Here is a 22,775-nt window from a genome sequence, read left to right as displayed (position 1 = left end):
TTAGGGATTTATATGTTCCGAAGCCCGCTTCAAAATCAAAATTTAGTTCCTTTTTTATACGTTTATGGACCTATTCTCGGTTTTAATGTAAACCGATTTATTATCCGCAGCATATATTTCCTAAAATACTAAAATTGGAACGCTTTTTGAATAACTTGGATAAAATTAATAATGGTGAACCCAAAAAATTAAATATCATGAAAAAAACAACGATTCTACTCAGTACATTTTTGGCATTCTTTTTTATGGCCTGCGAAGGACCTCAGGGGCCTCCGGGTTTTGATGGTTTGGACGGGCGTGATGGTATCGATGGCCAAGACGGGATAAACATTTTAGGGAAGGTGGTTGATATACAAGGTACGTTTGATGCGGGAAATGATTATTCCATATTTTATGAATTTCCACAATCCATTGAGGTTTTTGAGACCGATGTCGTATTGGTATACCTATTATGGGACCAAACAGAGGATGGAAATGGGGACCCAGTTGATATTTGGAGGTTGATGCCGCAAACCAGAATCATCGACCAAGGCCTACTTCAGTATAATTATGATTATACGTTTTTTGACGTGAGTATTTTCTTGGAGGCCGACTTTGACTTGGCCACCCTACTACCAGGGGATACGGACAACCAAGTTTTTAGAATAGCCGTATTGCCTGCCGAGGCCGCACAAAGTGGAAAATTGGATGTTTCCAATATAAACTCGGTCATGAGCAGACTTGGAGTCACTGAAAAGGATGTGCAAAAAGTCGATTTATAATAAAAACTTAAAAAAATGAGTGTAAACCTCCGATAATTCGGGGGTTTTTTCCATGGTTATTCTTTAGAAAACCTTAACTAAAAGTTCTACGTATCTAAGTTAACTTTGAAAGGTTACAGAAAAATTATCGACACATTAAAAAAAACACTCATGAAAATCTCTGCAGTACTTATAGTTTTGACACTTTTAACCGGTTGCAAAGGCGTCTCACAGGAAAAAGATATGGTCAAAAATGAAGGCCAGAAACAGAGCAAAAGCTTCAAGGTTGAAAAAACGGAGACGGAATGGAAAGCGGAATTGACGGATGCCGAGTTTTATGTCTTGAGGAAGGCCGCAACGGAGAATCCTTTTACCAGTGAACTCTTGGACAATAAGAAAAAAGGAACCTACGTGTGTGCTGGATGCGGTACCCCGCTTTTTAAAAGCGATACCAAATTTGATTCCGGTACCGGATGGCCCAGTTTTTATCAAGAGATTGAAGGAAACGTGGGGTACGATGTGGATTACAAGATTGGTTACAAACGAACCGAGGAACACTGCGCCACCTGTGGTGGGCACTTGGGCCATGTTTTTGAGGACGGCCCTGCCCCAACGGGTCTAAGACATTGCATTAATGGCGTCGCGTTAAATTTCGTCGAGGATTAAAATCTGTAGAATACTCTATAACTGATTAAAGAGAACCATACAAAAGTCTCATTATTAATTAATTAAAAGTATTCCTAAATATTATAAATAGGGGCCTAAAGTTTTGTTAAGTGGAGATATGGACTTTTTGTTTTCATCTTAAGGACAATATAAAATTGCAAAATACTTCAATGGCCTCACCATGATTAAGTAGGCTGCTATATTTTCTTTATTTCCCATCAAAGGCAGAATTCCGATTTGGTTTTGTATTTTTGCACCTCAATTTTCAACCTCAAAAAGAAATTTATATGAGCACTTTTGATGTCATTGTTTTGGGTAGTGGGCCCGGTGGCTACGTTACCGCTATTAGAGCTTCCCAGCTAGGTTTTAAGACCGCCATTATTGAAAAGGAAAATTTAGGTGGTGTCTGTCTAAATTGGGGCTGTATACCAACAAAGGCATTACTTAAATCGGCTCAAGTATTCGAATACCTACAGCACGCTGGTGATTACGGTCTTAAAGCTGAAGGTGTGGATAAGGATTTTGACGCCGTTATCAAAAGAAGTAGAGGTGTTGCCGATGGGATGAGCAAAGGGGTCCAATTCTTGATGAAGAAGAATAAAATAGAGGTTATCAACGGTTTTGGTACGTTGAAACCAGGGAAAAAGGTCTCTGTAAAATCCGAGGATGGCAAAGAAACCGAATATAGCGCGGAACATATTGTTATCGCTACTGGTGCAAGAAGCAGGGAATTACCCAGTTTGCCTCAGGATGGGAAGAAAATAATTGGATATAGGGAAGCCATGACCCTCGCCGAGCAACCCAAGAAAATGATCGTTGTAGGTAGTGGGGCCATAGGCATCGAATTTGCCTATTTCTATAATTCCATGGGTACGGAGGTAACTGTTGTGGAATATTTGCCCAACATCGTTCCCGTTGAGGACGAGGATGTATCTAAGCAATTGGAACGAAGCTTTAAAAAGGCGGGGGTAAAAATCATGACTTCTGCAGAAGTAACCGCTGTGGATACTTCAGGAAATGGCGTAAAAGCGACCGTTAAAACGGCCAAAGGTGAAGAGGTTTTGGAAGCGGATATAGTATTGTCAGCTGTCGGCATAAAAACAAACATCGAAAATATTGGATTGGAGGCCGTTGGAATTGCTACGGATAGGGACAAGATTATGGTGAACGATTATTACCAAACCAATATTCCAGGGTATTACGCGATTGGAGACGTAACACCAGGACAAGCTTTGGCCCATGTGGCATCGGCAGAAGGTATTCTTTGTGTTGAAAAGATTGCAGGAATGCATGTGGAACCCTTGGATTATGGAAACATCCCCGGATGCACCTATTGCTCTCCAGAAATTGCTTCCGTGGGACTTACCGAAAAACAGGCCAAGGAGAAAGGTTTTGATATCAAGGTTGGAAAGTTTCCTTTCTCCGCTAGCGGAAAAGCAAAGGCATCAGGAGCCTCCGACGGATTTGTAAAAGTGATTTTTGATGCAAAATATGGTGAGTGGCTAGGTTGCCACATGATAGGTGCCGGTGTTACTGATATGATTGCCGAAGCCGTTGTAGCAAGAAAGCTAGAAACAACCGGTCATGAAGTCTTAAAGGCCGTACATCCCCACCCTACCATGAGCGAAGCGGTCATGGAAGCCGTAGCGGATGCCTATGGTGAGGTAATTCACTTATAAAATATTGTTTAGGCGAAGTGCCAAGGCACTTCGCTTTTCCTTAATTCCACTTTGATATGCTCAAAGCCTTTAGAATCACTGCCATTTTAGAAGGAATATCCTATTTGGCCTTATTTGGAGTGACCATGCCCCTGAAGTATTGGGCGGAAATTCCCGAGCCCAACAAATGGGTGGGGTATGCCCATGGCTTTTTGTTTATAGCTTTTATTTTATTGTCCATCATTGTTTGCTACAACAAAAAATGGGGATTTAAACGCTTGGCAATTTTTGGAATTGCCTCCTTGCTTCCATTTGCAACTTTTTATGTAGAGGAAAAATATCTACGGTAGACTTTGTTCTACTATCTTGTAAATATTACCATCGAAACTACAGATATAAAGTTCGTTTTCTTGGTCCGTTCCAAAGGAAGCTATAGGCAAACTAGTTTCGAACAATAATTTATTGGATGCCATGGAGCCGGATACATTGTCCAAGGCCCATATCCTGCCGGATATGAAGTCCCCATAAATATAATACCCAACCAAGGAGGGGTTTAGGCTTCCCCTATACACGTATCCTCCAGTTACGGACCTATCATTATTGCTGTGATCATATTCAAAAACAGGGGTAATTGTACCAGAGTCATCGCAATCCATTGCGTTATAGCACGAAGTTCCCTCCAAGATGTTCCAGCCATAGTTTCCTCCAGATTCTATAATATTGATTTCCTCCTTTTCGCCTTGACCCACATCACCTGTCCATAAATTCCCGTTCCGTACATCAAAGGAAAAGCGCCATGGATTTCTAAGGCCATAGGCATAGATTTCAGGTCTGGCATTTTCAGTATCCACAAATGGATTGTCGTTAGGAATGGCATAATTAAGACCATTACCCGTATTGTCAACATCAATGCGCAAGATTGCTCCCAAAAGGTTTCCTAAATTCTGTGCGTTTCCATCAGGGTCGCCCCCTGATCCTCCGTCACCGGATGCTATGTATAGATAACCATCGGGTCCAAATCCAAGCTGACCTCCATTATGGTTGGTATAAGGCTGGGGAATTTGCAACAACAGCGTCTCACTGCTTGGATCTGCCATATTAGGGTCGTTATCCATTGTTTTAAAACGGGAAACTACACTCAAATCGCTTGAGGGAGTATAGCAAACGTAGAAGTAACCGTTCGATTCAAAATTTGGGTGAAAGGCCAGGCCCAATAACCCGAGTTCGTCTGAACTGGCAATGTTTCCGCTCATATCAAAAAACGTTCTTGATTCTGTGACTTCAGTATCGTTCTCGAATACCTTTATGGTCCCTCGTTGTTCAACCACAAAAATCCTATTGGTACCATCATTGGGGCTTTGCAGATCTAAGGGCCTTGAAAAGGAAAGATTGGGAAAGGTATTTACTATCGTAACGCTTTCATCCTCAATTGGTTTAAGATTTATATCATCGGAATTACTACAGGACGAGAAAATGAAAATAAAAACAAGGGTCAAAATAGAAAACGATTTTTTCATAGCATAAAATTTTATGTATCTACGAAAAACAAAGGGTCCTTAGATCTATCTGAATAATTTCATTTTATAAAAAACTGCGGATAGCCAAGTCGTAACTCTGTAGCCCAAAACCTAAAATCACCCCTTTTGCCCCAGGGGAAATGTAGGAAACATGCCGATAATCCTCCCGATTGTACGTGTTGGAAATATGCACCTCAACAACAGGTGTATTTATTGCCTTTACGGCATCGCCCAATCCAACCGACGTATGTGTATAGGCCGCGGCATTTAATACGATACCATCGTACTGAAAACCTACTTGCTGCAACTTGGTAATCAGCTCACCTTCAATATTGGATTGGAAATACTCCAATTCCACATCCTTAAAACGAAATTGCAGTTCAGAAAAGTAATCTTCAAAGGTTTTGTGACCGTAAACTTCAGGTTCCCTTTTTCCCAATAGGTTGAGATTAGGGCCATTGATTATTATAAGCTTCATGAAGTTAAAAGTACTAATTATTTGAACAAAAAAAAGTGGTATTCAAGGAATACCACATATGAAATAATTCTCTCGAAATCTTCTAAAACAGGAACAAATACCCTAAAAGTACCGTACCAAAAGTTACGTCTTCAGTAACGGCCAGATAGGAAACATTCAATTCCGAAGATCCTCCGCTCAAGTCGATACCTATGGACGGTCTATAATAAAATCCACCTTTGTTACCTTCATTTATCCCGATGGCATAGCCTGCATCCGCGCCAAATTTAAATCCTGAAGTGGGGTAAATCCGTGCCGATCCTCCAATAGGAATTATTTGATAATTACTGAATTCATTTTGAGTTGAAGTTCCTCCAACAGAATCTGACCTTTTTTCTCCAAAGGCATTCATAAAGCCCGTAGTAAGACCCAAATCTATTTCCTTGGAAACACCCCAGTGGTGATAAATATCCAAACCTAGATTTAGGCTATAGGCTTCCGAAAAGTTACCTACCACAACACCTCCAACCAGACCAGCCCTAAAGTTTGTCCGGTCCACATACTGGGCTGTACCATAGTATCCTATTCCCAATAAAAACAAAATTGTTACTAAAGCTTTCATTATTCTTGTTTGTTGATTAAGCCTTAAACTTAACCTGATTTTAACAATTGACTAATTTTAAGTTGTGACGTGTAAAATAATGGTGGTAAAAAAGAGAATAGTGAGGGTTTTGGGTCCGGTAGTTTCCCAAAAAGGGTCATTTAAACGAGTACAAAAAAGGCGAAGGAACTCCTTCGCCTTTGATAAGATAATTTTTCTTATTATAGAAAATATACTACGGAAAGCGCAAATACCCTGTTTTTGGTTTTGAGGTCTTCTATGGCATTTATCAATCCAGCTGAATATCTAGCTTGGAAATAGAAATTTTCATCCAAACGATACCCCGCACCAATTCCCAGACCTAGGTCAAGTCCGTTAGTTTCGTCAAAGGTCTGACCACCCACAAAAGTGTTTCCGTCTAAATTATTTGACAACAATAAACCAAGATAAGGACCTGCTTCTATGTATAGTTCATCAAATACATTATACTTGGCCATTACTGGAATGTTCAAATACCAAAAATTCAAATCGTCCTGAAAAAAACCGCCGCTTCCTTGAAGGGAAATAAGTGCTTCCGGCTGAATGATTATGTTATCACTGAACGGAATTTCCAAAACACCTCCTAAGTGAAAACCAGCTTTTGGGTCAAAACTATACAGAGCGTCCCCTCCCAGCGTGGAAAGATTAAATCCTGCTTTTGCTCCAAATCTTGTAATTTCCTGTGCAGTCACCGTGTAGTATCCCATTAGGAAGAAGGACACCAAAAAAACTATTTTTTTCATGTTTATTAATTTAAAGGTTGCTTTATCAAATATATTAATCTTTGTTTACCTAGATCATACGTTTATAATATCGTATATAAAATAACTTAAGTTGCCTTAGGCATTAGGATAATAATTTTAACTCGAGGGAACAATTCTTTGATTAGTATAGGGCTTAACTGATTGGAGGAAAATTTAATTAAGTACTATTTTCTCATTAATATAAAAGTTAGCGTTATTGAAATTTTAAAGATATTGAACTTGTCCTCAAAACAACATTCAAAGTTTATTTTTAAAGGGTCAGCGTTAGGCCTAAGTTCCAGAGTACTAAAAAAGAACTGCCTAAATCCTATCTTTGAAATATGGAATGGAAAAATGCTCTAATTGATTATGGTAATTATCTAAAATTGGAACGTGGCTTAGCCCATAATTCCATTAAAAATTACATAATGGACGTGGAGAAACTTATTGCTTTCCTTTCGGATTATCAAATTAAGGAATCCCCAACAACCATTTCAAAAGATATCCTGCAACAGTTCATATACGAGGTAGCCAAGGTGCTAAATCCTCGTTCACAGGCACGCATCATATCCGGTCTTAAAAGTTTTTTCAATTATATGGTCTTCGAGGATTATAGGCAGGACAACCCCTTGGATCTGATAGAATCTCCCAAAATAGGCAGAAAATTGCCGGACACCCTTTCCGAAGCGGAAATTAATAATCTCATAGAAAATATCGATTTGAGCAAACCCGAAGGCGAACGAAACCGGGCCATGCTAGAAACCTTATACGGTTGTGGCCTTCGCGTATCGGAACTTATCGGTTTAAAAATATCCGACCTATTTTTTGAGGAGGATTTTATCAAGGTGACAGGTAAAGGAGACAAACAACGATTTGTTCCAATCAGCGACATCAACAAAAAATATATCAATATCTACAGAAAGGAAGTACGAATCCACCTAAATATTCAAAAAGGTTTTGAAGATACCCTTTTCCTGAACAGAAGGGGCAGGCAATTGACAAGGGCCATGGTATTTACCATAGTTAAAAATCTTGCCGAAAAAATAGGGCTGCACAAAAATATCAGTCCACATACCTTTCGACATTCCTTTGCCACCCATTTATTGGAAAATGGTGCCGATCTTAGGGCGATCCAACAAATGCTGGGACATGAGAGCATTACGACAACGGAGGTATACATGCACGTTGATAGAACGCATTTGGCGGAAGTTCTAAATAAATTCCATCCAAGAAAATAATCAAAATTTAATCTTTCCCTTAAGCGTATATACTTGTGGCATGGGTATCAAATGTTCTCCATAGGCTCCAATTGGGGCGTTATTTATCTGGAAATTACTTTGAGCCTCCATAGTAAAGTTTTTATTGACTTCATATCCTAAACCGGAAATAACACCAATCCGTGGACGAGCCTGTTTCTTGGATTCTACTCCTGGATATTTGTTAAAGCTAAATTCTGATTCCATACCAGAAAACAAATACCAATTATCATCCCAATATTTTTTGAACTGAATATCGGTTCTAATACGGTCAGATAAAATATAGGTATCATAAAAAGTATTTAGCTCTGCCCTTATGGTATTTGTAATGGGATATTTCAAATGAAAGGAACTGTGTTGTTCCCCTCCAAAGAAAATAGGATACCCAAATGATTCCAGTTGTAAGCCTTCATTTGGTCTAGGTTCTTTCCCAAATCCATTTGTTTGTGAAAAACCAAGCGTTTGAAAGATAAAAAACACAAAAAAGAGATATAACTTCATAGAAATAGGTCTTTTCCCTAAAGGAAAAGAAAAAACCATTTAAAGTCTTCCGACTTAGGAAATATTTAACGTAGCTTATTGAAAATCAATCCCTAAACTGGTCGTAATTCCTTTTAAAAGGTCTGATAATCAGACGTGCCTCCCGATCAAAACGGATATAATTATACACCCAGTTAATAAATACCACAACCCTGTTTCTAAAGCCTATAAGGAAAAATAGATGCACGAACATCCAAACAAACCAAGCAAAAACACCTTGAAACCGAATATGCTTTAAATCACATACGGCCTTATTCCTACCCACTGTGGCCATGCTGCCTTTATCCTTATATACAAAAGGTTCAAGCGACTTGCCGTTTATGAGTCGGACCAAATTTTCACCCAGTTTTCTGCCCTGTTGAATGGCCGGTTGCGCCATCATAGGATGCCCCCTAGGTGCCTCTTCACTTTGCATACATGCAATGTCGCCTATGGCAAAAATATTCGGGTATCCAATTACCTGATTGAATTCATTGACAGACAATCGATTGCCACCAGCAATCAGCTCCTTGGCATCCAGACCCTTAATCGTGGCTCCTTTCACCCCGGCCGCCCAAATTAAGGTGGCTGTCTCAAAGACTAAATCTGTTTTGGTCCGCACGGTTTTTCCGTCATAACCGGTTACCCTCACATTTTTCCAAACCTGTACGCCAAGATCTTCCAAAAATTGCTCCGCCTTCTCAGAGGCCTTTTCGCTCATAGCATCTAATATTCGGTCTCCTCCTTGAATCAAGTTTATCTGTGCTCTTCTAGTATCCAAATCAGGGTAATCCTTGGGAAGAATTCCTTTTTTTATTTCGGCCAAGGCACCAGCCAGTTCTACTCCCGTAGGTCCTCCCCCAACGATTACAAAATTCATAAGCGCATCACGTTCGTGGTATTCATCCGTTAATAGTGCCTGTTCAAAATTCTCCAGAATGAGGCTTCTTAGGTTCAAGGACTGCGGTATGGATTTCATAGCCATGGCGTGCTGTTCCAATTCCGTATTGCCAAAGAAATTGGTCTCAGAACCCGTAGCGACCACTAAATAATCGTATGATATCTCTCCAATGGAGGTTTTTAGAAGTTGCTTTTCAGGAAGTATTTCGGTAACCTCGGCAAGTCTAAAAAAGAAATTATCATAACCAATCAATACCTTTCTTAAGGGATAGGCTATGGAATCCGGTTCCAATCCGCCCGTGGATACTTGATAAAGCAAGGGCTGAAACGTATGATAATTGTTCTTGTCCAAGAGTACCACCTGTACTTCTTGTTTCCGTAGTTTTTGAGCCAAGGCAATTCCTCCAAAGCCCCCTCCAATGATTACAATTCTAGGATTATTGGAACGAGGTATGTTCATAGTATAAAAGTAAGTTCCAAAATTAAACAAACAGGATTCCATTCGAAAAGAATATCGCGTTTTTAGTAATTTTAAGGACTAATTCAAATAAATAACCCTAGCATGCGAAAATCAATCTCAATGCTCTTAGTTCTATGTACCTCTGTACTTTCTTTGAGCGCTCAAAAAACAAAAAAAGATGTTCTAAAGTCCTTGGACCAAAAAAGTGAATCCTACGGGGAAATCTCGCAGGAAATTTGGAACCTGGCCGAGATGGGGTATCAGGAAGTAAAAAGCTCCGCGTTATTACAAAAAACGTTGGAAGAAGCCGGATTCACTATTGAAACGGGCGTAGCGGGCATTCCAACGGCCTTTATTGCCGAGTATGGCAGCGGAAGTCCGGTAGTGGCCATAATGGGCGAATACGACGCGCTTCCGGGACTTTCACAGGAGGCGGTGGCCGAGAAAAAATCGGCTGGAGGTGCTGCCGGTCATGCATGTGGGCACCACCTATTTGGTACAGCTTCTACTGCGGCAGCCATAGCTACCAAGGATTGGATGGTGGCCAACAATAAACAAGGGACTATTCGGTTTTATGGAACACCAGCGGAAGAGGGCGGATCGGGAAAAGTGTATATGGTAAGGGCCGGACTTTTTAACGATGTGGATATTGCACTGCATTGGCATCCAGGTGCCCAAAATGCATCAAATGCGGGTGCTGCACTCGCAAATAAATCGGCAAAGTTTCGTTTCCATGGATTTTCTGCCCATGCAGCTGCCGCGCCCGAACAGGGGCGTTCCGCCTTGGACGGTGTGGAGGCCATGAACATGATGGTCAATATGATGCGGGAACATGTTCCATCTGATGCAAGAATTCATTATGTTATAACCTCCGGTGGTAAGGCGCCCAATGTGGTTCCAGATTTTGCCGAAGTCTATTATTATGCACGCCATGCGAAAAGGGATGTGGTCATCGATATTTTTGATAGGATCGTGAAAGCTGCCGAAGGGGCCGCGATGGGAACGGGGACTACCGTTGATTACGAGATGATCGGAGGTACCCATGAACTATTACCCAACCTTACCCTACAGAAAGTGATGTTCGACAATCTAACCGAAGTCGGAGGTTTTGATTATACACCTGAAGAGAAGGAATTTGCTGATAAAATAGCGAAATCCATGGGTAAGAATCAGGCCGATATAAGTGTTGCCCAAAACATTCAACCTTACAAAACCGAAGCAAAACCGGGAGGTTCCACCGATGTGGGCGATGTAAGCTTTACTGTGCCAACCGTAGGAATGAGCGCCGCCACGTGGGTGCCAGGTACACCGGCGCATAGTTGGCAGGCCGTAGCGGCGGGAGGTACTTCCATTGGTAAGAAAGGCATGATGGTCGCCGCAAAGACCCTGACCTTAACAGCCATAGATATTTTTTCCGATAAAAAATTGGTGGAGGCCGCCAAGGCCGAATTCTTAGAAAAACGGGGAGCCGACTTCAAATACATTCCGCTTTTGGGAAATCGGGAGCCTGCCTTGGATTATAGGAATTAATATGCCCCTAATCATAGAAAGTGCACAGGTAATCTACTGTGCACTTTTTATTTATTTGGATATTGTTTGTAACATTTCTCATTTATCGACTACTAATACCACAACAACAACCAACCATTAGTGGATAAAGAACTGGAACATAGTTTTGTGACAGAGCTGCAGGACAATCAAAATATTGTCCACAAAGTATGTACGTTGTATACAAATGACAAGGAATCTCACAATGACCTGTTTCAAGAAATAACTATTCAATTATGGAAGGCCTACCCCAAGTTTAGGGGAGAAGCCAAGTTCAGCACTTGGATGTACAGGGTAGCACTTAATACTGCGATTACTCTCTATAGAAAATCCAAAAGAAGAATTGATACGGAGGATTATGAGTCGGTCATTTTTAAAATAAAGGCCGATGAATATGATGAAACGGAAGAGCAACAATTAAAATTAATGTACAAGGCCGTACGGCAATTGGGCGATATTGACAAAGCGTTGGTATTTATGTATTTGGAAGATAAAAATTATACGGAAATCGCAGAAACATTGGGTATTACAGAGGTAAATGCCCGTGTAAAGATGAACCGTATCAAAACAAAGTTAAGAACTATTTTGAACCCTTAGTTTATGACGGATGAATTGGACTTATTAAAAAGGGACTGGCAGAAAAAAGAGGTAAATCTTCCCAAACTGTCATATGAGGATATTCACAAAATGATTTGGAAGAAATCCTCGTCCATTGTCAAATGGATAATGATTATCAGTATTTTGGAGTTTGCCCTGCCCCATTTACTATATCTTTTACCATCCATGCAAGATGGAATGGAAGTTTATAAGAAGATTGGAGTATCTAAATACTTATTTTGGGCATCCGCGGTAACCTATGCCGTTATTTTCTATTTCATTTTCCAATTCTACAGGAGATTTAGGGAAATTTCAGTATTGGATAGCTCCAAAAATCTAATGCGAAAGATCATTAGGACCAGAAGAACGGTAAAACATTATGTTATCTTTTCCCTTTCGATGGTACTGGTAAATGTATTGATTATGGTCCTAGGTATCGCTTTAAGCGATAATGTTCTAAGTGCATTTCCAGATTTAAAAAATAACCTTGAAAACATTTCCCCAGACAAGTTAAAACTTACCCTCATGGTTTCTGTTGGAATTTTTGGGGTTGTCCTTACGTTGTTTATGGGTGGTGTCTATTTTCTTCTCTACGGTCTATTGTTAAGAAAACTGAATAAAAACTATAGTGAACTAAAACAACTGGAAATTTAATCGGTCTTTCGCCAACGCCTTTGTTTGTTCTCTTCCTCGTACGCCAAAAGTTCTTCTTTTGAAATGACCTTTAGAAAGGAAGGATGCTGTTCAATGGCATATTCCAATTTCTCTATGATGGATTCCGTCGACTCGTTGTCATAATCGATTTCCAACGGTTCTTTGATGACCATGGATTGTAAAATCCCTTTCTTTTTGACCCTTAGCCCCTTTTTATCAAAGGAGCGTCTAAAACCATCGATAACCACGGGAACCACTATGGGCTTGTATTTTTTTATGATGTGGGCCGTACCTTTTCTAAGGGGTTTCCAAGGAGTGGTGGTTCCTTGGGGAAAGGTAATTACCCAACCGTCCCTAAGCGCAATACCAATATTGGAAATATCGCTCATTTTTACCTGTCTGTTCACTTCTTTGCCCTCAGACCTCCAAGTTCTTTCCACGCTGATAGAACCAGCATAGGCCAGAATCTTCGTCAGTAGACTTTTTTTCATGGTTTCCGCTGCGGCGATGTAATACATATTGAGCTTTGGCTGCCAAATATAGCCTACATTCTTAATCGAATCCTCCCTACCGCTTAAGCTAGCGTTAAAAACATGGAACATGGCCACCACATCAGCAAAATAGGTCTGGTGGTTGCTTACAAAAAGAACATTGGCATCGGGAAGGTTACGAATAATCTCCGAACCCTCTATCTCCAACTTATTAAATCGCTTATACCTTTGATGGGACATGAGACCTAATATCCGTATCAACCATTTTTTTAGATAAAGGTTATGCCCAAAAGGGTTTTTCTTAAACAATCCCATAGTCGCTAAAATACTAAATACTACTTATAACACCTGCTTCAAAAGATCTTTAATCTCGCTCAACATCATTGCAGTGGCACCCCATATAATATAATCGTTTAATTTAAAGGCCGGTACTTCAATTTCATTGGCGTACGAGGTACTCATTTTTTTTGTGGTTAGGTTGATATCCTCTAAAAAATCCGTCAGGGAAATTTCCAAAAGTGAGGCTACTTCGGATTCCTGAATCTTGAACGGTTTTGGTTTTTTATACAGACCGATAAAAGGTTGGACCTCAAAATTACTTGGAGGAATATACACTTCTGAAATAGTCCTTACGATTTCCACATCCTTGGGGTTCACCCCAACCTCCTCATAGGTTTCCCTAAGGGCGGTAATCCTTAAGTTTCCATCTTCCTTTTCCGCCTTACCCCCTGGGAATGCGACCTGATTGGAATGTACCCCTTCATATGTTTTCCGTAAAATACACAAAAGTTGGGTCCTATTTTCATTTCCTGGATAAAAAAGGGCCATCACCGCGGCCTTGCGAGGATTATCCCTAACCATCCTACCTTCCATCAACTCCCTTATCCTAAACTCTGGGGCCATTTTATAATGCGAAATTTCGCCTGGAAGTGGTAAATCCTTTATTTTTGAAATCCGTTGCTCAAAAAAGTTGAAATCCATGCGTATAAAGACTTTCTACTATTTTTTCATATTCCTTACGGTTCAATTCATCAGTTGTAAAGATAAGCCTCAAAAATCTGAAACCCCTTTTAGAATCGAAATAAAAGAAGTGGATTCTTCTGCTATGGCAACCCAAGAAACCAAGGAGGTGGAAGAAGATACCTTTGAACTCACGGAAGAGAACGCCATCGATTTTTTCTTCGACTATCAAAAAGACCTTAAAGCTAATAAGGTAAAAATGACGACGAAATTTGGAAGTTTTGTCATTCAACTCTATGACGATGTTCCTTACCACAAGGCCAATTTTATTTATCTGACCAGAAAAGGATATTTTGACTATACCCAATTCCACAGAGTAGTTAAGGATTTCATTATACAGGGAGGTAGTTCCGATGATAAACGAACGGCCGATAAACGATGGGACATTGGTAGGTACCTACTTCCACCGGATACAAAAAAAGGATACAGCCATCACAGGGGCACCGTCTCCATGCCCAGCAGCGAAACGGACAATCCCCACAAACTCGCTTCCCCATATGAGTTTTTTATTGTAGTAACAGATCCTGGGTCTTACCATCTGGATGGAGATTTTACACCTTTTGGCAAAGTAATCGAAGGGATGGAGGTAGTGGATAAAATCAATGCCCAACCCGTTGGTAAGGGTGATTGGCCACAACAGAATATTTATATCACCAAAGCGGAGGTCATCGAATAAGTCTCACTTATTGTAAATACTGGGCAAGGCTATCTTAAATTTCACTGCCAAAAGGCGTAAAACTATGATGCAGATAATTCCCGTGATGTAGGGAATATCTGGATTCACGGGAAACTGGAGCATTAAAAAATAGATACCACCACCAAGAATACAAACGGTCGCATAAATTTCCTTTCTAAAAATAACCGGAATTTCATTGCACAAGATATCCCTAATAACCCCTCCAAAACAGGCGGTCATGGTACCCAAAGCGATGCACATAATAGGCAATAAACCGGCGTCCAAGCCCTTTTGTATCCCAACCATTGTATAAAGGCCTATACCAATTGTATCAAAAAGGAATAGGGATTTTCTAAAGTGCTTCAGCCTTCCGGCAAAAAGAATCGAAAAAATAACCGTTATGATGATGATGATGGTATAGTTGGGCTGGGTCATCCAGCCAACCGGTGTGTTACCTATCAGCACATCCCTCAAGGTACCGCCACCAACAGCGGTCACAAAGGCGATGATAAAGACACCAAAGACATCCAAGCGTTTATCCATGGCCACCAGTACTCCCGAAATGGCAAAGGCAATGGTTCCTAGAATGTCGATAAGGGAGTAGAGCATATACTAAAGTTGCTGCGTATAATAACTGTAATCCTTGATAACGATATCCACAAATTCCATGGGCTGTAAATCACTGGAAATCTCTGTTACCTTTTTTATGCGGTTGTTCAGGGATAAAATTACCTTGTGGTTTCCATTTCTTCGGGCGTTATCGTACAAGTTTTTGATGGTCTGCATCTCGCTGTCCTTAAAGACCGTAACCTGAGGAAATTTTGGGGTGTAACCAGAAGGTAAGTCCCGTAAAAGCGTATCCTTCAAGAACACCTTTCGCTTTTCGCTAATTACGGTAGTTCCCGCTGCAATGTCCCCCACTCGTTGTCCCTTACCGCGAATTAAAATCGTAAAAACGGCAATACCTCCAGAGGTCAAGGTAATGTCCAACATCCGTAGAATCCATCTAATAAAATAACTGGAAAACCCGGGTTTGGTTCCATCCAGTTTGACCACCCGTATACCCATAAAATGCTTACCAATGGTCTTCCCATCCATAAAAGTCTCCATCAAAAAATAATATAGGAAGGCGGGAAGGCTCATGAGCAAGTAAATGGCCCAGGAATCGCCCGGTTCCACATCCAATGCCAGTAGCAACCAAAACATAAGAACGTAGTAAATAACGATAATCAGGGTGTCAATAATATAGGCCAAAATGCGGTCCCCAAGATGCGCGGTATTTTGGGCAATGCTTATATTTTGAGCAGTTTCTATTTGAAATTGTTCCATTCTTTTGTTTCTTTGGTATAAACCGAGTAGTTAATGCGCGAAGCCGCCTTTGTAAAGCAAAATAAGGACAAATGGTCAACTTTTGAAAGCGCATTGGCTAACAAAACGAATCTGGACCCAAATGTATTGTCTGATTTATACATAGAGGTTACGGACCATCTGAGCTACGCCAAAACCTTCTATCCAAATAGCAATACCGAGTTTTATCTCAATTCCCTCGCCTCACAGGCACATCAAAAAATATACAAGACAAAAAGGGAGTCCAAAAGCCGTATCATCACCTTTTGGAAAACTGAATTTCCCTTGATGTTCAAAAAGCATCATCGAGAACTTTTGATCGCTTTTCTGGTATTTGTTTTTTTTTCGTTCGTAGGTGCCTATTCGGCCGCCAATGAAGGGGATTTTGTCCGATCCATATTGGGAGATGCCTATGTGAACATGACCCTTGAAAACATCGAAAAGGGCGACCCCATGGCGGTTTACAAGCAAATGGGGGAGTTCAATATGTTCCTGGGAATCACCATCAACAACATAAGGGTGGCCTTGATGGCCTTTGTGTACGGCATCATGCTCGGCGTGGGAACCCTCATGGTAATGTTGCAGAATGGAATCATGCTCGGCAGCTTTCAATATTTTTTCTACGAAAAAGGATTGCTGTGGGAGTCAGTGCGTACCATTTGGATCCACGGCACCATTGAGATATCGGTCATAATAATCGCTGGTTGCGCCGGTCTCGTCCTGGCCAACGGCATGTTGTTTCCGGGTACCTACACTCGATTGGAATCCTTTAAAAGAGGTGTTAAGAACGGACTAAAGATCATGGTAAGTACCATACCCTTTTTTGTGGTTGCCGGATTCCTGGAAGGTTTTGTGACCAGGCACACTGAAATGCCGGACTGGCTTGCTATTTTGATAATTTTAGGGTCGCTTGCACTAATTCTTTTTTACTACGTTATATATCCATACCAAATCCATAAAAGATTAAGATTAAATGAAACCAAATTACATTGAGTTCAAAAAGCAGCGGGATCTTGGGGAAATTATCTCGGACACCTTTGCTTTTCTAAGGGCCGAGTTCAAACCCTTTTTCAGTACTTTTTTCAAAATTGTAGGCCCCTTCCTTGCTGCGATGATCGTTGCCCTAGTAGCCTACCTATATTTTATTGGGAATGGTTTCACTTTTATGCTTCAAAATGAAAGCGGCGCGGCAAGCATTGCCACCATTTTCGTGGTTGGGCTTGTATATGTCCTATCGATTATTGTGCTGTACACCATGTCACAATCTACGGTACTGCACTACATAAAATCCTATTCCAATGGTCAGGGCACCACGGATTTCAATACCATACGAAAAGAGGTTTACGGAAGCTTTTGGAGTTTTATAGGATTGGGCATCATGGTTGGCCTTTCCATAATAGTAGGGATTATGCTTTGTATTATACCAGGGATTTATCTTTACGTTCCTTTGGCACTGTCATTCAGTATTATGGTCTTTGATAAAATGGGTGCATCGGACTCGTATAGCTACAGTTTTAAGTTGGTAAAGGACGAATGGTGGATATCCTTTGCCACAATCTTCGTCATCGGGATTATACTTTATATAGCGGCCTTGGCCTTTTCATTACCCGCCGTAGTGTACCAATGGGCAAAAATGGGCATTCTTTCTGGAGAAGTGGATGCCGAAAATGTTTTTGAAATGACAACGGACCCCTTGTACATACTATTCAATATTATTGGTACCGTAGCCCAATTTTTGTTGAACCTAATCAGCATCATTTCTTTGGCCCTTATTTACTTCAACCTCAACGAAAAAAAGAATTTCACCGGAACCTTTGAACAAATAGAAAATTTAGGAAAAACAGCCGAAGAATAATATGCCAAAACGGGTCCTATTGGTACTATTTTTATTTCTGACCGATTTTCTATTGGCCCAGCAGGATTCTTTGGTCGTTAAATATGATACATCAGAAATAAATCCGGTAGTCATAGAAGATGCCGATCTGGATACTTTTAGGAATGACCCAAAGTTCGACTATGAAGTCGTGGAAAAAACCGCTCCGGATTGGTGGATTTCTTTTAAGAATTGGTTAGGTAGGATATTCATGAGGTTGTTCGAGTGGATTTTCGGCATTGAAAAGGCCTCAGGCGCATTCAATGCCTTTCTTCAAATTCTCCCGTATCTCCTTTTGGGAATCCTGATTTTTATCCTGATAAAGTTTTTCCTGAACGTGCATGCCCGTTCCTTGATGCATACTAAAAACAATAAGTCTTTGGTGCATCTGTCCGAAGAGGAGCAAATCATCAAGAACGAAAATATAGAGTCTTTGATAGAAAAAGCATTAGCCGATAAGAATTATAGACTTGCCATCCGCTATTATTATTTATTGATATTACGTTTGATGACCGATAAGGAAATCATTCAATGGGAATTGCAGAAAACGAACGAGGACTACCTATCCGAAATTAAGGAAACAGGGCTAAAGGATGCCTTTAAAACCTCGACCCTTTATTACAACTACATCTGGTACGGGGATTTTCCGCTGGACGAACCCAAATACCAAAATGTGTCCAACTTCTTTATTGCTTTAAAACAGAAAGTGACCAATGCGTAAAAAAGGGATTTCCTACATAGTAACCGCTATAATCCTGATTGCCGGGTTGTTGCTTTTACAATACAACAAACCAAAGTCTATTAATTGGTTCGAGTCTTATGTGAGTACCCACAAAATTCCGTACGGTACTTTTGTTATAAATGATTTGCTGGAAAACCTACTTTTTAAAGAAAAAGTACAACAGGTCCATATCCCCCCTTTTGAGTTCTTGGCTGATATCCAATCCAAAAAAGGCATCTATGCATTTGTGAACAATGGCGTATTTTTTGAGGAAGCCGAGCTGAACCGGTTGTTGGAATGGACAGCCGAAGGCAATACCCTTTTCATTGCTTCCGAAGGTTTTGAGGAAACCCTCAGGGATACCTTAGGATTTGAACTCGGAACCCGATATGCAGGTTTTGAGGTAACCCAGAATCAGGAACATCGATTGGTAAATCCCAAATTGAAAAGTGGTAAATCATATCCTTATAAAAAGGAAAGCTTTGTGACCGTCTTTGAAGCACTTGATACAATTAAGTCGGTCGCATTGGCCACCGTGGAACTACTCGAGGAAGGAAATGATAAAAAATCCAAGGATGTAACGGCCATAAAAAGTCCGTTTGGTAAGGGGGAAATCATACTATCCACCTTTCCCAAGGCCTTTACCAATTACTTTATTTTGGAGGAAGACAACAGGGAGTACACGGCCGGTTTAGTTTCCTATTTTGGGCAAGCGGAGCATATTTATATGGACAACTACTACAAAAGTGGAAAGTCCTTCTACACCTCGCCCATGTATATATTTCTCAACACCAAAGAATTGAAATGGGCCTATTATCTCGTACTTATTGGAGGGCTAGTTTACATAATTTTTGAGGGGAAAAGAAAGCAACGCCCCATACCCGTTGTGAAACCGCTTCAAAACCAGACGCTCGCCTTTACCCGAACCATTTCGGACATGTATTTTGAAAAAGGGGATAGAAAATCCATAGCGGAGCATAAAATCAATTATTTCCTCCATGATATCAGGAGTCGGTACTATCTTGGAAACGTTACCAAAGAGGAGGAATTTTACAAGAATGTATCGGCCCGAAGTGGAAACTCCCTTGAGGAAACCAAATCACTTTTTAAGCTGATGGACGAGCTTAGGTCGAGCGACCAAGTATCAGAACATCAACTCAAACAACTAAATAATCTGATTCAGAAATTTAAATCCAATAACGATGGAAAATAACGAGGAACAAAAGAACGAACTTGGTTTTGACAGTCGGATTCCCTTGGCCGAGCTGCAAAAGGCTGTAGCCGACATCAAACAGGAACTCTCCAAAGTAATCGTAGGTCAAGAAAATTTTATTGAGCTTTTAATAGTGTCGCTCCTCGTAGATGGGCATGTGCTTATCGAGGGGGTTCCAGGCGTGGCTAAGACTATCACGGCAAAGCTCTTTGCCAAGACTTTGAAAACCGATTTCAGTCGGATCCAATTCACCCCAGACCTCATGCCCAGTGATATCTTGGGGACATCCGTATTCAATGCAAAAACTACCGACTTTGAATTTAAAAAAGGTCCGATATTTTCGAATATCATCTTGATCGACGAAATAAACAGGGCGCCTGCAAAGACCCAAGCGGCCATGTTCGAGACTATGGAGGAGCGGCAGGTGACCATGGACGGCACTACGTATCCCATGACCGCACCCTTCATGGTGTTAGCCACCCAAAATCCCATTGAACAGGAAGGCACCTATGCCCTACCCGAAGCACAATTGGACCGTTTCCTTTTTAAAATAAAAATATCATACCCGCAGACGGATGAGGAAGTTTTGATCCTAAAAACCCATCACGAACGTAAAGGGTCGCAACCACAAACTTTGATTAAGGATATTCTCGACCCAAAACAATTGGCGATTTTCAAGGGACAGATTCATGAAGTAGTGGTGGAGGAAAAGATTTTCAAATATATTGCCGAAGTCGTGGCCAAAACAAGAAACCATCCACATCTGTATTTGGGCGGTTCGCCTAGAGCATCCATTGCGGCCCTGAATAGTGCAAAGGCATTCGCGGCGATCAACGGTAGGGATTTTGTGACCCCAGAGGATGTAAAGAAAGCCATGGTTCCAGTTTTGAACCATAGAGTCATCCTAACCCCGGAACGGGAAATGGAAGGCATGTCCACTGAGAATGTCGTACAAATGATCATGGAAAGTGTAGAAATACCAAGATAAATGAACTTTATAAGGTCGTTTTACATTAATAATATCTTTTTTAGGTACATAGCGGTCCTTTCGGGTTGTTTTGTCCTTTCCTATTGGGTCAAACCACTCTACCCCATCGCATGGCTTTTGACGCTACTGCTTATCGGTCTGTTTCTTTTTGATATTTTTCTGCTCTATGCATCAGGCCAAAATATAATTGCCGAAAGAAAGCTTCCCAAAAAGCTCTCCAATAGCGACATAAATCCAATAAAAATCACGTTTGAAACCAAGTATGGATTCCGGACCTATATTTCCATTATTGACGAATTGCCCATTCAGTTTCAAAAGCGGGATTTCGACTTTAAAACGTCGCTCATCAAGGGTGAAAAAAAACAGTTCGATTATGAGGTTCGCCCTGTAGACCGTGGAGAATATGTATTTGGAAACCTGATTGTATTTGCATCATCGCCGCTGCGTATCATCAAAAGAAAATACAGTTTTCAAAAAGATCAGATGGTTCCCGTGTATCCCTCCATCATACAGATGCAGCAATATGATTTTTTGGCCATCAGCAAAAGGCTAACAACCATTGGCCTCAAAAAAATTCGGAGAATTGGCCATACCCAGGAGTTTGAACAAATCAAGGAATACGTACAAGGTGACGACATACGAACCTTAAATTGGAAAGCAACGGCGAAACAGCATCAATTGATGGTAAACCAGTACCAGGACGAAAAATCGCAACCTATCTATTCCATCATTGATACGGGAAGGGTGATGAAAATGCCATTTAACGAATTGAAACTGTTGGATTATGCCATTAATAGCTGCTTGGCCTTTTCCAACGTGACCCTCAAACGGAATGATAAAACCGGGTTAATCGCGTTTTCAAAAAATATTGAAACCTATGTAACGGCTGTTCAAAAGATTACCCACCTCAACACCATACTGGAAAAACTGTACAACATTGGCACCGCTTTTACGGATTCCGATTTTGGATTGCTTTACGGACACGTAAAACGAAAAATAACCCACCGAAGCCTTCTGTTGCTATATACCAATTTCGAACATATTTCAGCCCTAAAGAGACAACTACCCTACCTTTTGGCCATGGCCAAAAAACATGTGCTAGTGGTCATCTTCTTTGAAAACTCCGAATTGGAAAAACTCATCCATACCGATGCCGAGGATATGCAGGCGATTTACCATAAAACCATTGCCGAAAAGTTCTCCCTGGATAAAAAATTGATGCAAAAGGAACTGGAAAAGTATGGTATACAGACCATTTTGACCAAACCCGAAGAACTGACCATAAAGGCCATTAACAAATATCTAGAAATCAAGGCGCGGGGAATATTATAAAACTTATTCCAAAAAGAAGGATACTTGAATTTGGGATTGAATATCTCTCGAGCTTTTTTCCGAAACAACAGGTATAAAAATAGGGGTCGCATTGTTTGAACCGTCAGCAACAAGACAACCACATCCCTTCCCTGAGCGACCATTTCTACGATATGTATTTTTAAACAAAAGTTCCAAAGCCAGTCCGGATATTACCCCACCCAGTGTGGTATACAACACATCATCTGTTTGCCATAAACCGGAATTGGACTTGTCATACGTTTCCTTGGCAAGACCGGCGGCCAAACTCGACCCAACGGCACCTGCCCAGGTCCAGCCCCGTTGACCAGGAAATATTTTATGGGCGGCATAGCCACCTACTCCACCAATGACCACTCCGGCACCCACATGTTTTGCCGCATTGTTAAAATCTTGGGAATAGGATAATGTTAAATTAAAAGCAATAATTAAGAGAAATATCCTGATGTGCATGGTTTTACTCTAGTTTTATATACGTTCATCAACGAAATAGTTGCTATTAAATTTTATGAGTAAAGAAATCTTTATCTAAGGAAACAATACGTTTTTTGCTTACCCTACCTAAAAAATCAATTTTTTGACCTAATACATGAAAAGTCGATTTTCTGCCAACTATAGCCAGTAAAATACTTTGTAAAAAAATGGGTAATTTCACGACTAACCTGAATACGATTATATATGAATTGAACTATAAAAAGTTTGGATACAAACAGAGATGTACCGATAGTTATCGGGATGCCG

General features: G+C 40.7%; 26 protein-coding genes. 15 read left to right on the top strand and 11 right to left on the bottom strand.

Annotation, left to right across the window (positions count from 1 at the left end; all coding sequences use genetic code 11):
- Nucleotides 1-197: 197 nt before the first annotated feature.
- The 4 genes from DZC72_RS16670 to DZC72_RS16655 all read left to right on the top strand — a co-directional run bounded on the left by DZC72_RS16670 (nucleotide 198) and on the right by DZC72_RS16655 (nucleotide 3,414).
- Nucleotides 198-761, top strand: coding sequence for a collagen-like protein (locus DZC72_RS16670; RefSeq protein WP_125224062.1), 564 nt, complete (start codon nucleotides 198-200; stop codon nucleotides 759-761).
- 150 nt (nucleotides 762-911) lie between these two features.
- A complete protein-coding gene (gene msrB, locus DZC72_RS16665; protein ID WP_125224061.1) occupies nucleotides 912-1,406 on the top strand; it encodes a peptide-methionine (R)-S-oxide reductase MsrB in 495 nt (164 codons plus the stop codon).
- A gap of 287 nt (nucleotides 1,407-1,693) precedes the next feature.
- Entirely contained in the window at nucleotides 1,694-3,085 is a 1,392-nt protein-coding gene (gene lpdA, locus DZC72_RS16660) for a dihydrolipoyl dehydrogenase (RefSeq protein WP_125224060.1), read from the top strand.
- Between the two features lie 56 nt (nucleotides 3,086-3,141).
- Nucleotides 3,142-3,414 (top strand): DUF3817 domain-containing protein, encoded by a 273-nt coding sequence (locus tag DZC72_RS16655; protein WP_125224059.1) that lies wholly within the window; start codon nucleotides 3,142-3,144, stop codon nucleotides 3,412-3,414.
- On the opposite strand, the gene DZC72_RS16650 is transcribed toward DZC72_RS16655, so the two are convergent.
- From DZC72_RS16650 to DZC72_RS16635, 4 genes are all read right to left on the bottom strand, one after another.
- Nucleotides 3,406-4,581: a PQQ-dependent sugar dehydrogenase gene (locus DZC72_RS16650; protein WP_125224058.1), complete on the bottom strand. Its 1,176-nt coding sequence runs from the start codon at nucleotides 4,579-4,581 to the stop codon at nucleotides 3,406-3,408. The genes DZC72_RS16655 and DZC72_RS16650 overlap by 9 nt on opposite strands.
- 64 nt (nucleotides 4,582-4,645) lie before the next feature.
- A complete protein-coding gene (aroQ, locus tag DZC72_RS16645; protein ID WP_125224057.1) occupies nucleotides 4,646-5,059 on the bottom strand; it encodes a type II 3-dehydroquinate dehydratase in 414 nt (137 codons plus the stop codon).
- 82 nt (nucleotides 5,060-5,141) lie between these two features.
- Nucleotides 5,142-5,660 carry a hypothetical protein gene (locus tag DZC72_RS16640; protein ID WP_125224056.1) on the bottom strand — a complete coding sequence of 173 codons (519 nt, stop codon included), beginning with the start codon at nucleotides 5,658-5,660 and terminating at the stop codon, nucleotides 5,142-5,144.
- 200 nt (nucleotides 5,661-5,860) lie between these two features.
- Nucleotides 5,861-6,421, bottom strand: coding sequence for a porin family protein (locus tag DZC72_RS16635; protein WP_125224055.1), 561 nt, complete (start codon nucleotides 6,419-6,421; stop codon nucleotides 5,861-5,863).
- Nucleotides 6,422-6,762: 341 nt separating this feature from the next.
- Between DZC72_RS16635 and xerD the strand changes: the two genes are divergently transcribed.
- On the top strand, nucleotides 6,763-7,659 hold the full coding sequence (xerD, locus tag DZC72_RS16630) for a site-specific tyrosine recombinase XerD (protein WP_125224054.1): 897 nt from the start codon (nucleotides 6,763-6,765) through the stop codon (nucleotides 7,657-7,659).
- Here xerD and DZC72_RS16625 read toward each other — a convergent pair whose 3' ends face one another.
- Both DZC72_RS16625 and DZC72_RS16620 read right to left on the bottom strand, forming a co-directional pair.
- The gene (locus DZC72_RS16625; protein WP_125224053.1) at nucleotides 7,660-8,178 is read right to left on the bottom strand and encodes a hypothetical protein; all 519 of its coding nucleotides are present in this window, start codon (nucleotides 8,176-8,178) and stop codon (nucleotides 7,660-7,662) included.
- A gap of 85 nt (nucleotides 8,179-8,263) precedes the next feature.
- Nucleotides 8,264-9,556 (bottom strand): NAD(P)/FAD-dependent oxidoreductase, encoded by a 1,293-nt coding sequence (locus DZC72_RS16620; RefSeq protein WP_125224052.1) that lies wholly within the window; start codon nucleotides 9,554-9,556, stop codon nucleotides 8,264-8,266.
- A 102-nt stretch (nucleotides 9,557-9,658) separates the two neighbouring features.
- Here DZC72_RS16620 and DZC72_RS16615 point away from each other — a divergent pair, with 102 nt between their 5' ends.
- The 3 genes from DZC72_RS16615 (at nucleotide 9,659) to DZC72_RS16605 (ending at nucleotide 12,355) form a co-directional block, all read left to right on the top strand.
- Nucleotides 9,659-11,086 carry an amidohydrolase gene (locus DZC72_RS16615; RefSeq protein WP_125224051.1) on the top strand — a complete coding sequence of 476 codons (1,428 nt, stop codon included), beginning with the start codon at nucleotides 9,659-9,661 and terminating at the stop codon, nucleotides 11,084-11,086.
- 120 nt (nucleotides 11,087-11,206) lie between these two features.
- The gene (locus tag DZC72_RS16610; RefSeq protein ID WP_125224050.1) at nucleotides 11,207-11,701 is read left to right on the top strand and encodes an RNA polymerase sigma factor; all 495 of its coding nucleotides are present in this window, start codon (nucleotides 11,207-11,209) and stop codon (nucleotides 11,699-11,701) included.
- Between the two features lie 3 nt (nucleotides 11,702-11,704).
- Nucleotides 11,705-12,355, top strand: a complete 651-nt coding sequence (locus DZC72_RS16605) for a hypothetical protein (protein ID WP_125224049.1) — start codon at nucleotides 11,705-11,707, stop codon at nucleotides 12,353-12,355.
- Here DZC72_RS16605 and DZC72_RS16600 read toward each other — a convergent pair.
- Nucleotides 12,352-13,161: a lysophospholipid acyltransferase family protein gene (locus tag DZC72_RS16600; RefSeq protein ID WP_125224048.1), complete on the bottom strand. Its 810-nt coding sequence runs from the start codon at nucleotides 13,159-13,161 to the stop codon at nucleotides 12,352-12,354. The genes DZC72_RS16605 and DZC72_RS16600 overlap by 4 nt on opposite strands.
- Nucleotides 13,162-13,185: 24 nt before the next feature.
- Nucleotides 13,186-13,827, bottom strand: a complete 642-nt coding sequence (locus DZC72_RS16595; RefSeq protein ID WP_125224047.1) for an NUDIX hydrolase — start codon at nucleotides 13,825-13,827, stop codon at nucleotides 13,186-13,188.
- Here DZC72_RS16595 and DZC72_RS16590 point away from each other — a divergent pair.
- A complete protein-coding gene (locus tag DZC72_RS16590; RefSeq protein WP_125224046.1) occupies nucleotides 13,826-14,542 on the top strand; it encodes a peptidylprolyl isomerase in 717 nt (238 codons plus the stop codon). The two genes, DZC72_RS16595 and DZC72_RS16590, sit on opposite strands and share 2 nt — an antisense overlap.
- A gap of 3 nt (nucleotides 14,543-14,545) precedes the next feature.
- On the opposite strand, the gene DZC72_RS16585 is transcribed toward DZC72_RS16590, so the two are convergent.
- A complete protein-coding gene (locus DZC72_RS16585; protein WP_125224045.1) occupies nucleotides 14,546-15,151 on the bottom strand; it encodes a trimeric intracellular cation channel family protein in 606 nt (201 codons plus the stop codon).
- 3 nt (nucleotides 15,152-15,154) lie between these two features.
- Nucleotides 15,155-15,871, bottom strand: coding sequence for an RDD family protein (locus tag DZC72_RS16580; protein WP_125224044.1), 717 nt, complete (start codon nucleotides 15,869-15,871; stop codon nucleotides 15,155-15,157).
- Nucleotides 15,872-15,904: 33 nt separating this feature from the next.
- On the opposite strand from DZC72_RS16580, the gene DZC72_RS16575 reads away from it, so the two are divergent.
- Genes DZC72_RS16575 through DZC72_RS16550 form a run of 6 tightly spaced genes read left to right on the top strand, consistent with a single transcriptional unit; the run spans nucleotide 15,905 to nucleotide 22,016 of the window.
- The gene (locus DZC72_RS16575) at nucleotides 15,905-16,882 is read left to right on the top strand and encodes a stage II sporulation protein M (protein WP_125224043.1); all 978 of its coding nucleotides are present in this window, start codon (nucleotides 15,905-15,907) and stop codon (nucleotides 16,880-16,882) included.
- Nucleotides 16,863-17,744 (top strand): hypothetical protein, encoded by an 882-nt coding sequence (locus DZC72_RS16570; RefSeq protein WP_125224042.1) that lies wholly within the window; start codon nucleotides 16,863-16,865, stop codon nucleotides 17,742-17,744. Before DZC72_RS16575 ends, DZC72_RS16570 begins: the two co-directional genes overlap by 20 nt.
- A gap of 19 nt (nucleotides 17,745-17,763) precedes the next feature.
- Nucleotides 17,764-18,483, top strand: a complete 720-nt coding sequence (locus DZC72_RS16565; RefSeq protein ID WP_243641770.1) for a DUF4129 domain-containing protein — start codon at nucleotides 17,764-17,766, stop codon at nucleotides 18,481-18,483.
- Nucleotides 18,476-19,696 carry a DUF4350 domain-containing protein gene (locus tag DZC72_RS16560; RefSeq protein WP_125224040.1) on the top strand — a complete coding sequence of 407 codons (1,221 nt, stop codon included), beginning with the start codon at nucleotides 18,476-18,478 and terminating at the stop codon, nucleotides 19,694-19,696. Before DZC72_RS16565 ends, DZC72_RS16560 begins: the two co-directional genes overlap by 8 nt.
- Complete coding sequence (locus DZC72_RS16555) at nucleotides 19,686-20,684, top strand: AAA family ATPase (RefSeq protein ID WP_125224039.1); 999 nt, start codon at nucleotides 19,686-19,688, stop codon at nucleotides 20,682-20,684. Before DZC72_RS16560 ends, DZC72_RS16555 begins: the two co-directional genes overlap by 11 nt.
- Entirely contained in the window at nucleotides 20,685-22,016 is a 1,332-nt protein-coding gene (locus DZC72_RS16550) for a DUF58 domain-containing protein (protein WP_125224038.1), read from the top strand. It begins immediately after the preceding gene.
- Nucleotides 22,017-22,019: 3 nt separating this feature from the next.
- Here the strand turns inward: DZC72_RS16550 and DZC72_RS16545 are convergent, their stop codons facing one another.
- Nucleotides 22,020-22,487, bottom strand: coding sequence for a hypothetical protein (locus tag DZC72_RS16545; protein WP_125224037.1), 468 nt, complete (start codon nucleotides 22,485-22,487; stop codon nucleotides 22,020-22,022).
- Between the last annotated feature and the right edge of the window lie 288 nt (nucleotides 22,488-22,775).

The organism is Maribacter algicola, from assembly GCF_003933245.1.
Lineage (GTDB): Bacteria > Bacteroidota > Bacteroidia > Flavobacteriales > Flavobacteriaceae > Maribacter > Maribacter algicola.
This window is presented reverse-complemented; position numbering and strand designations above follow the sequence as displayed.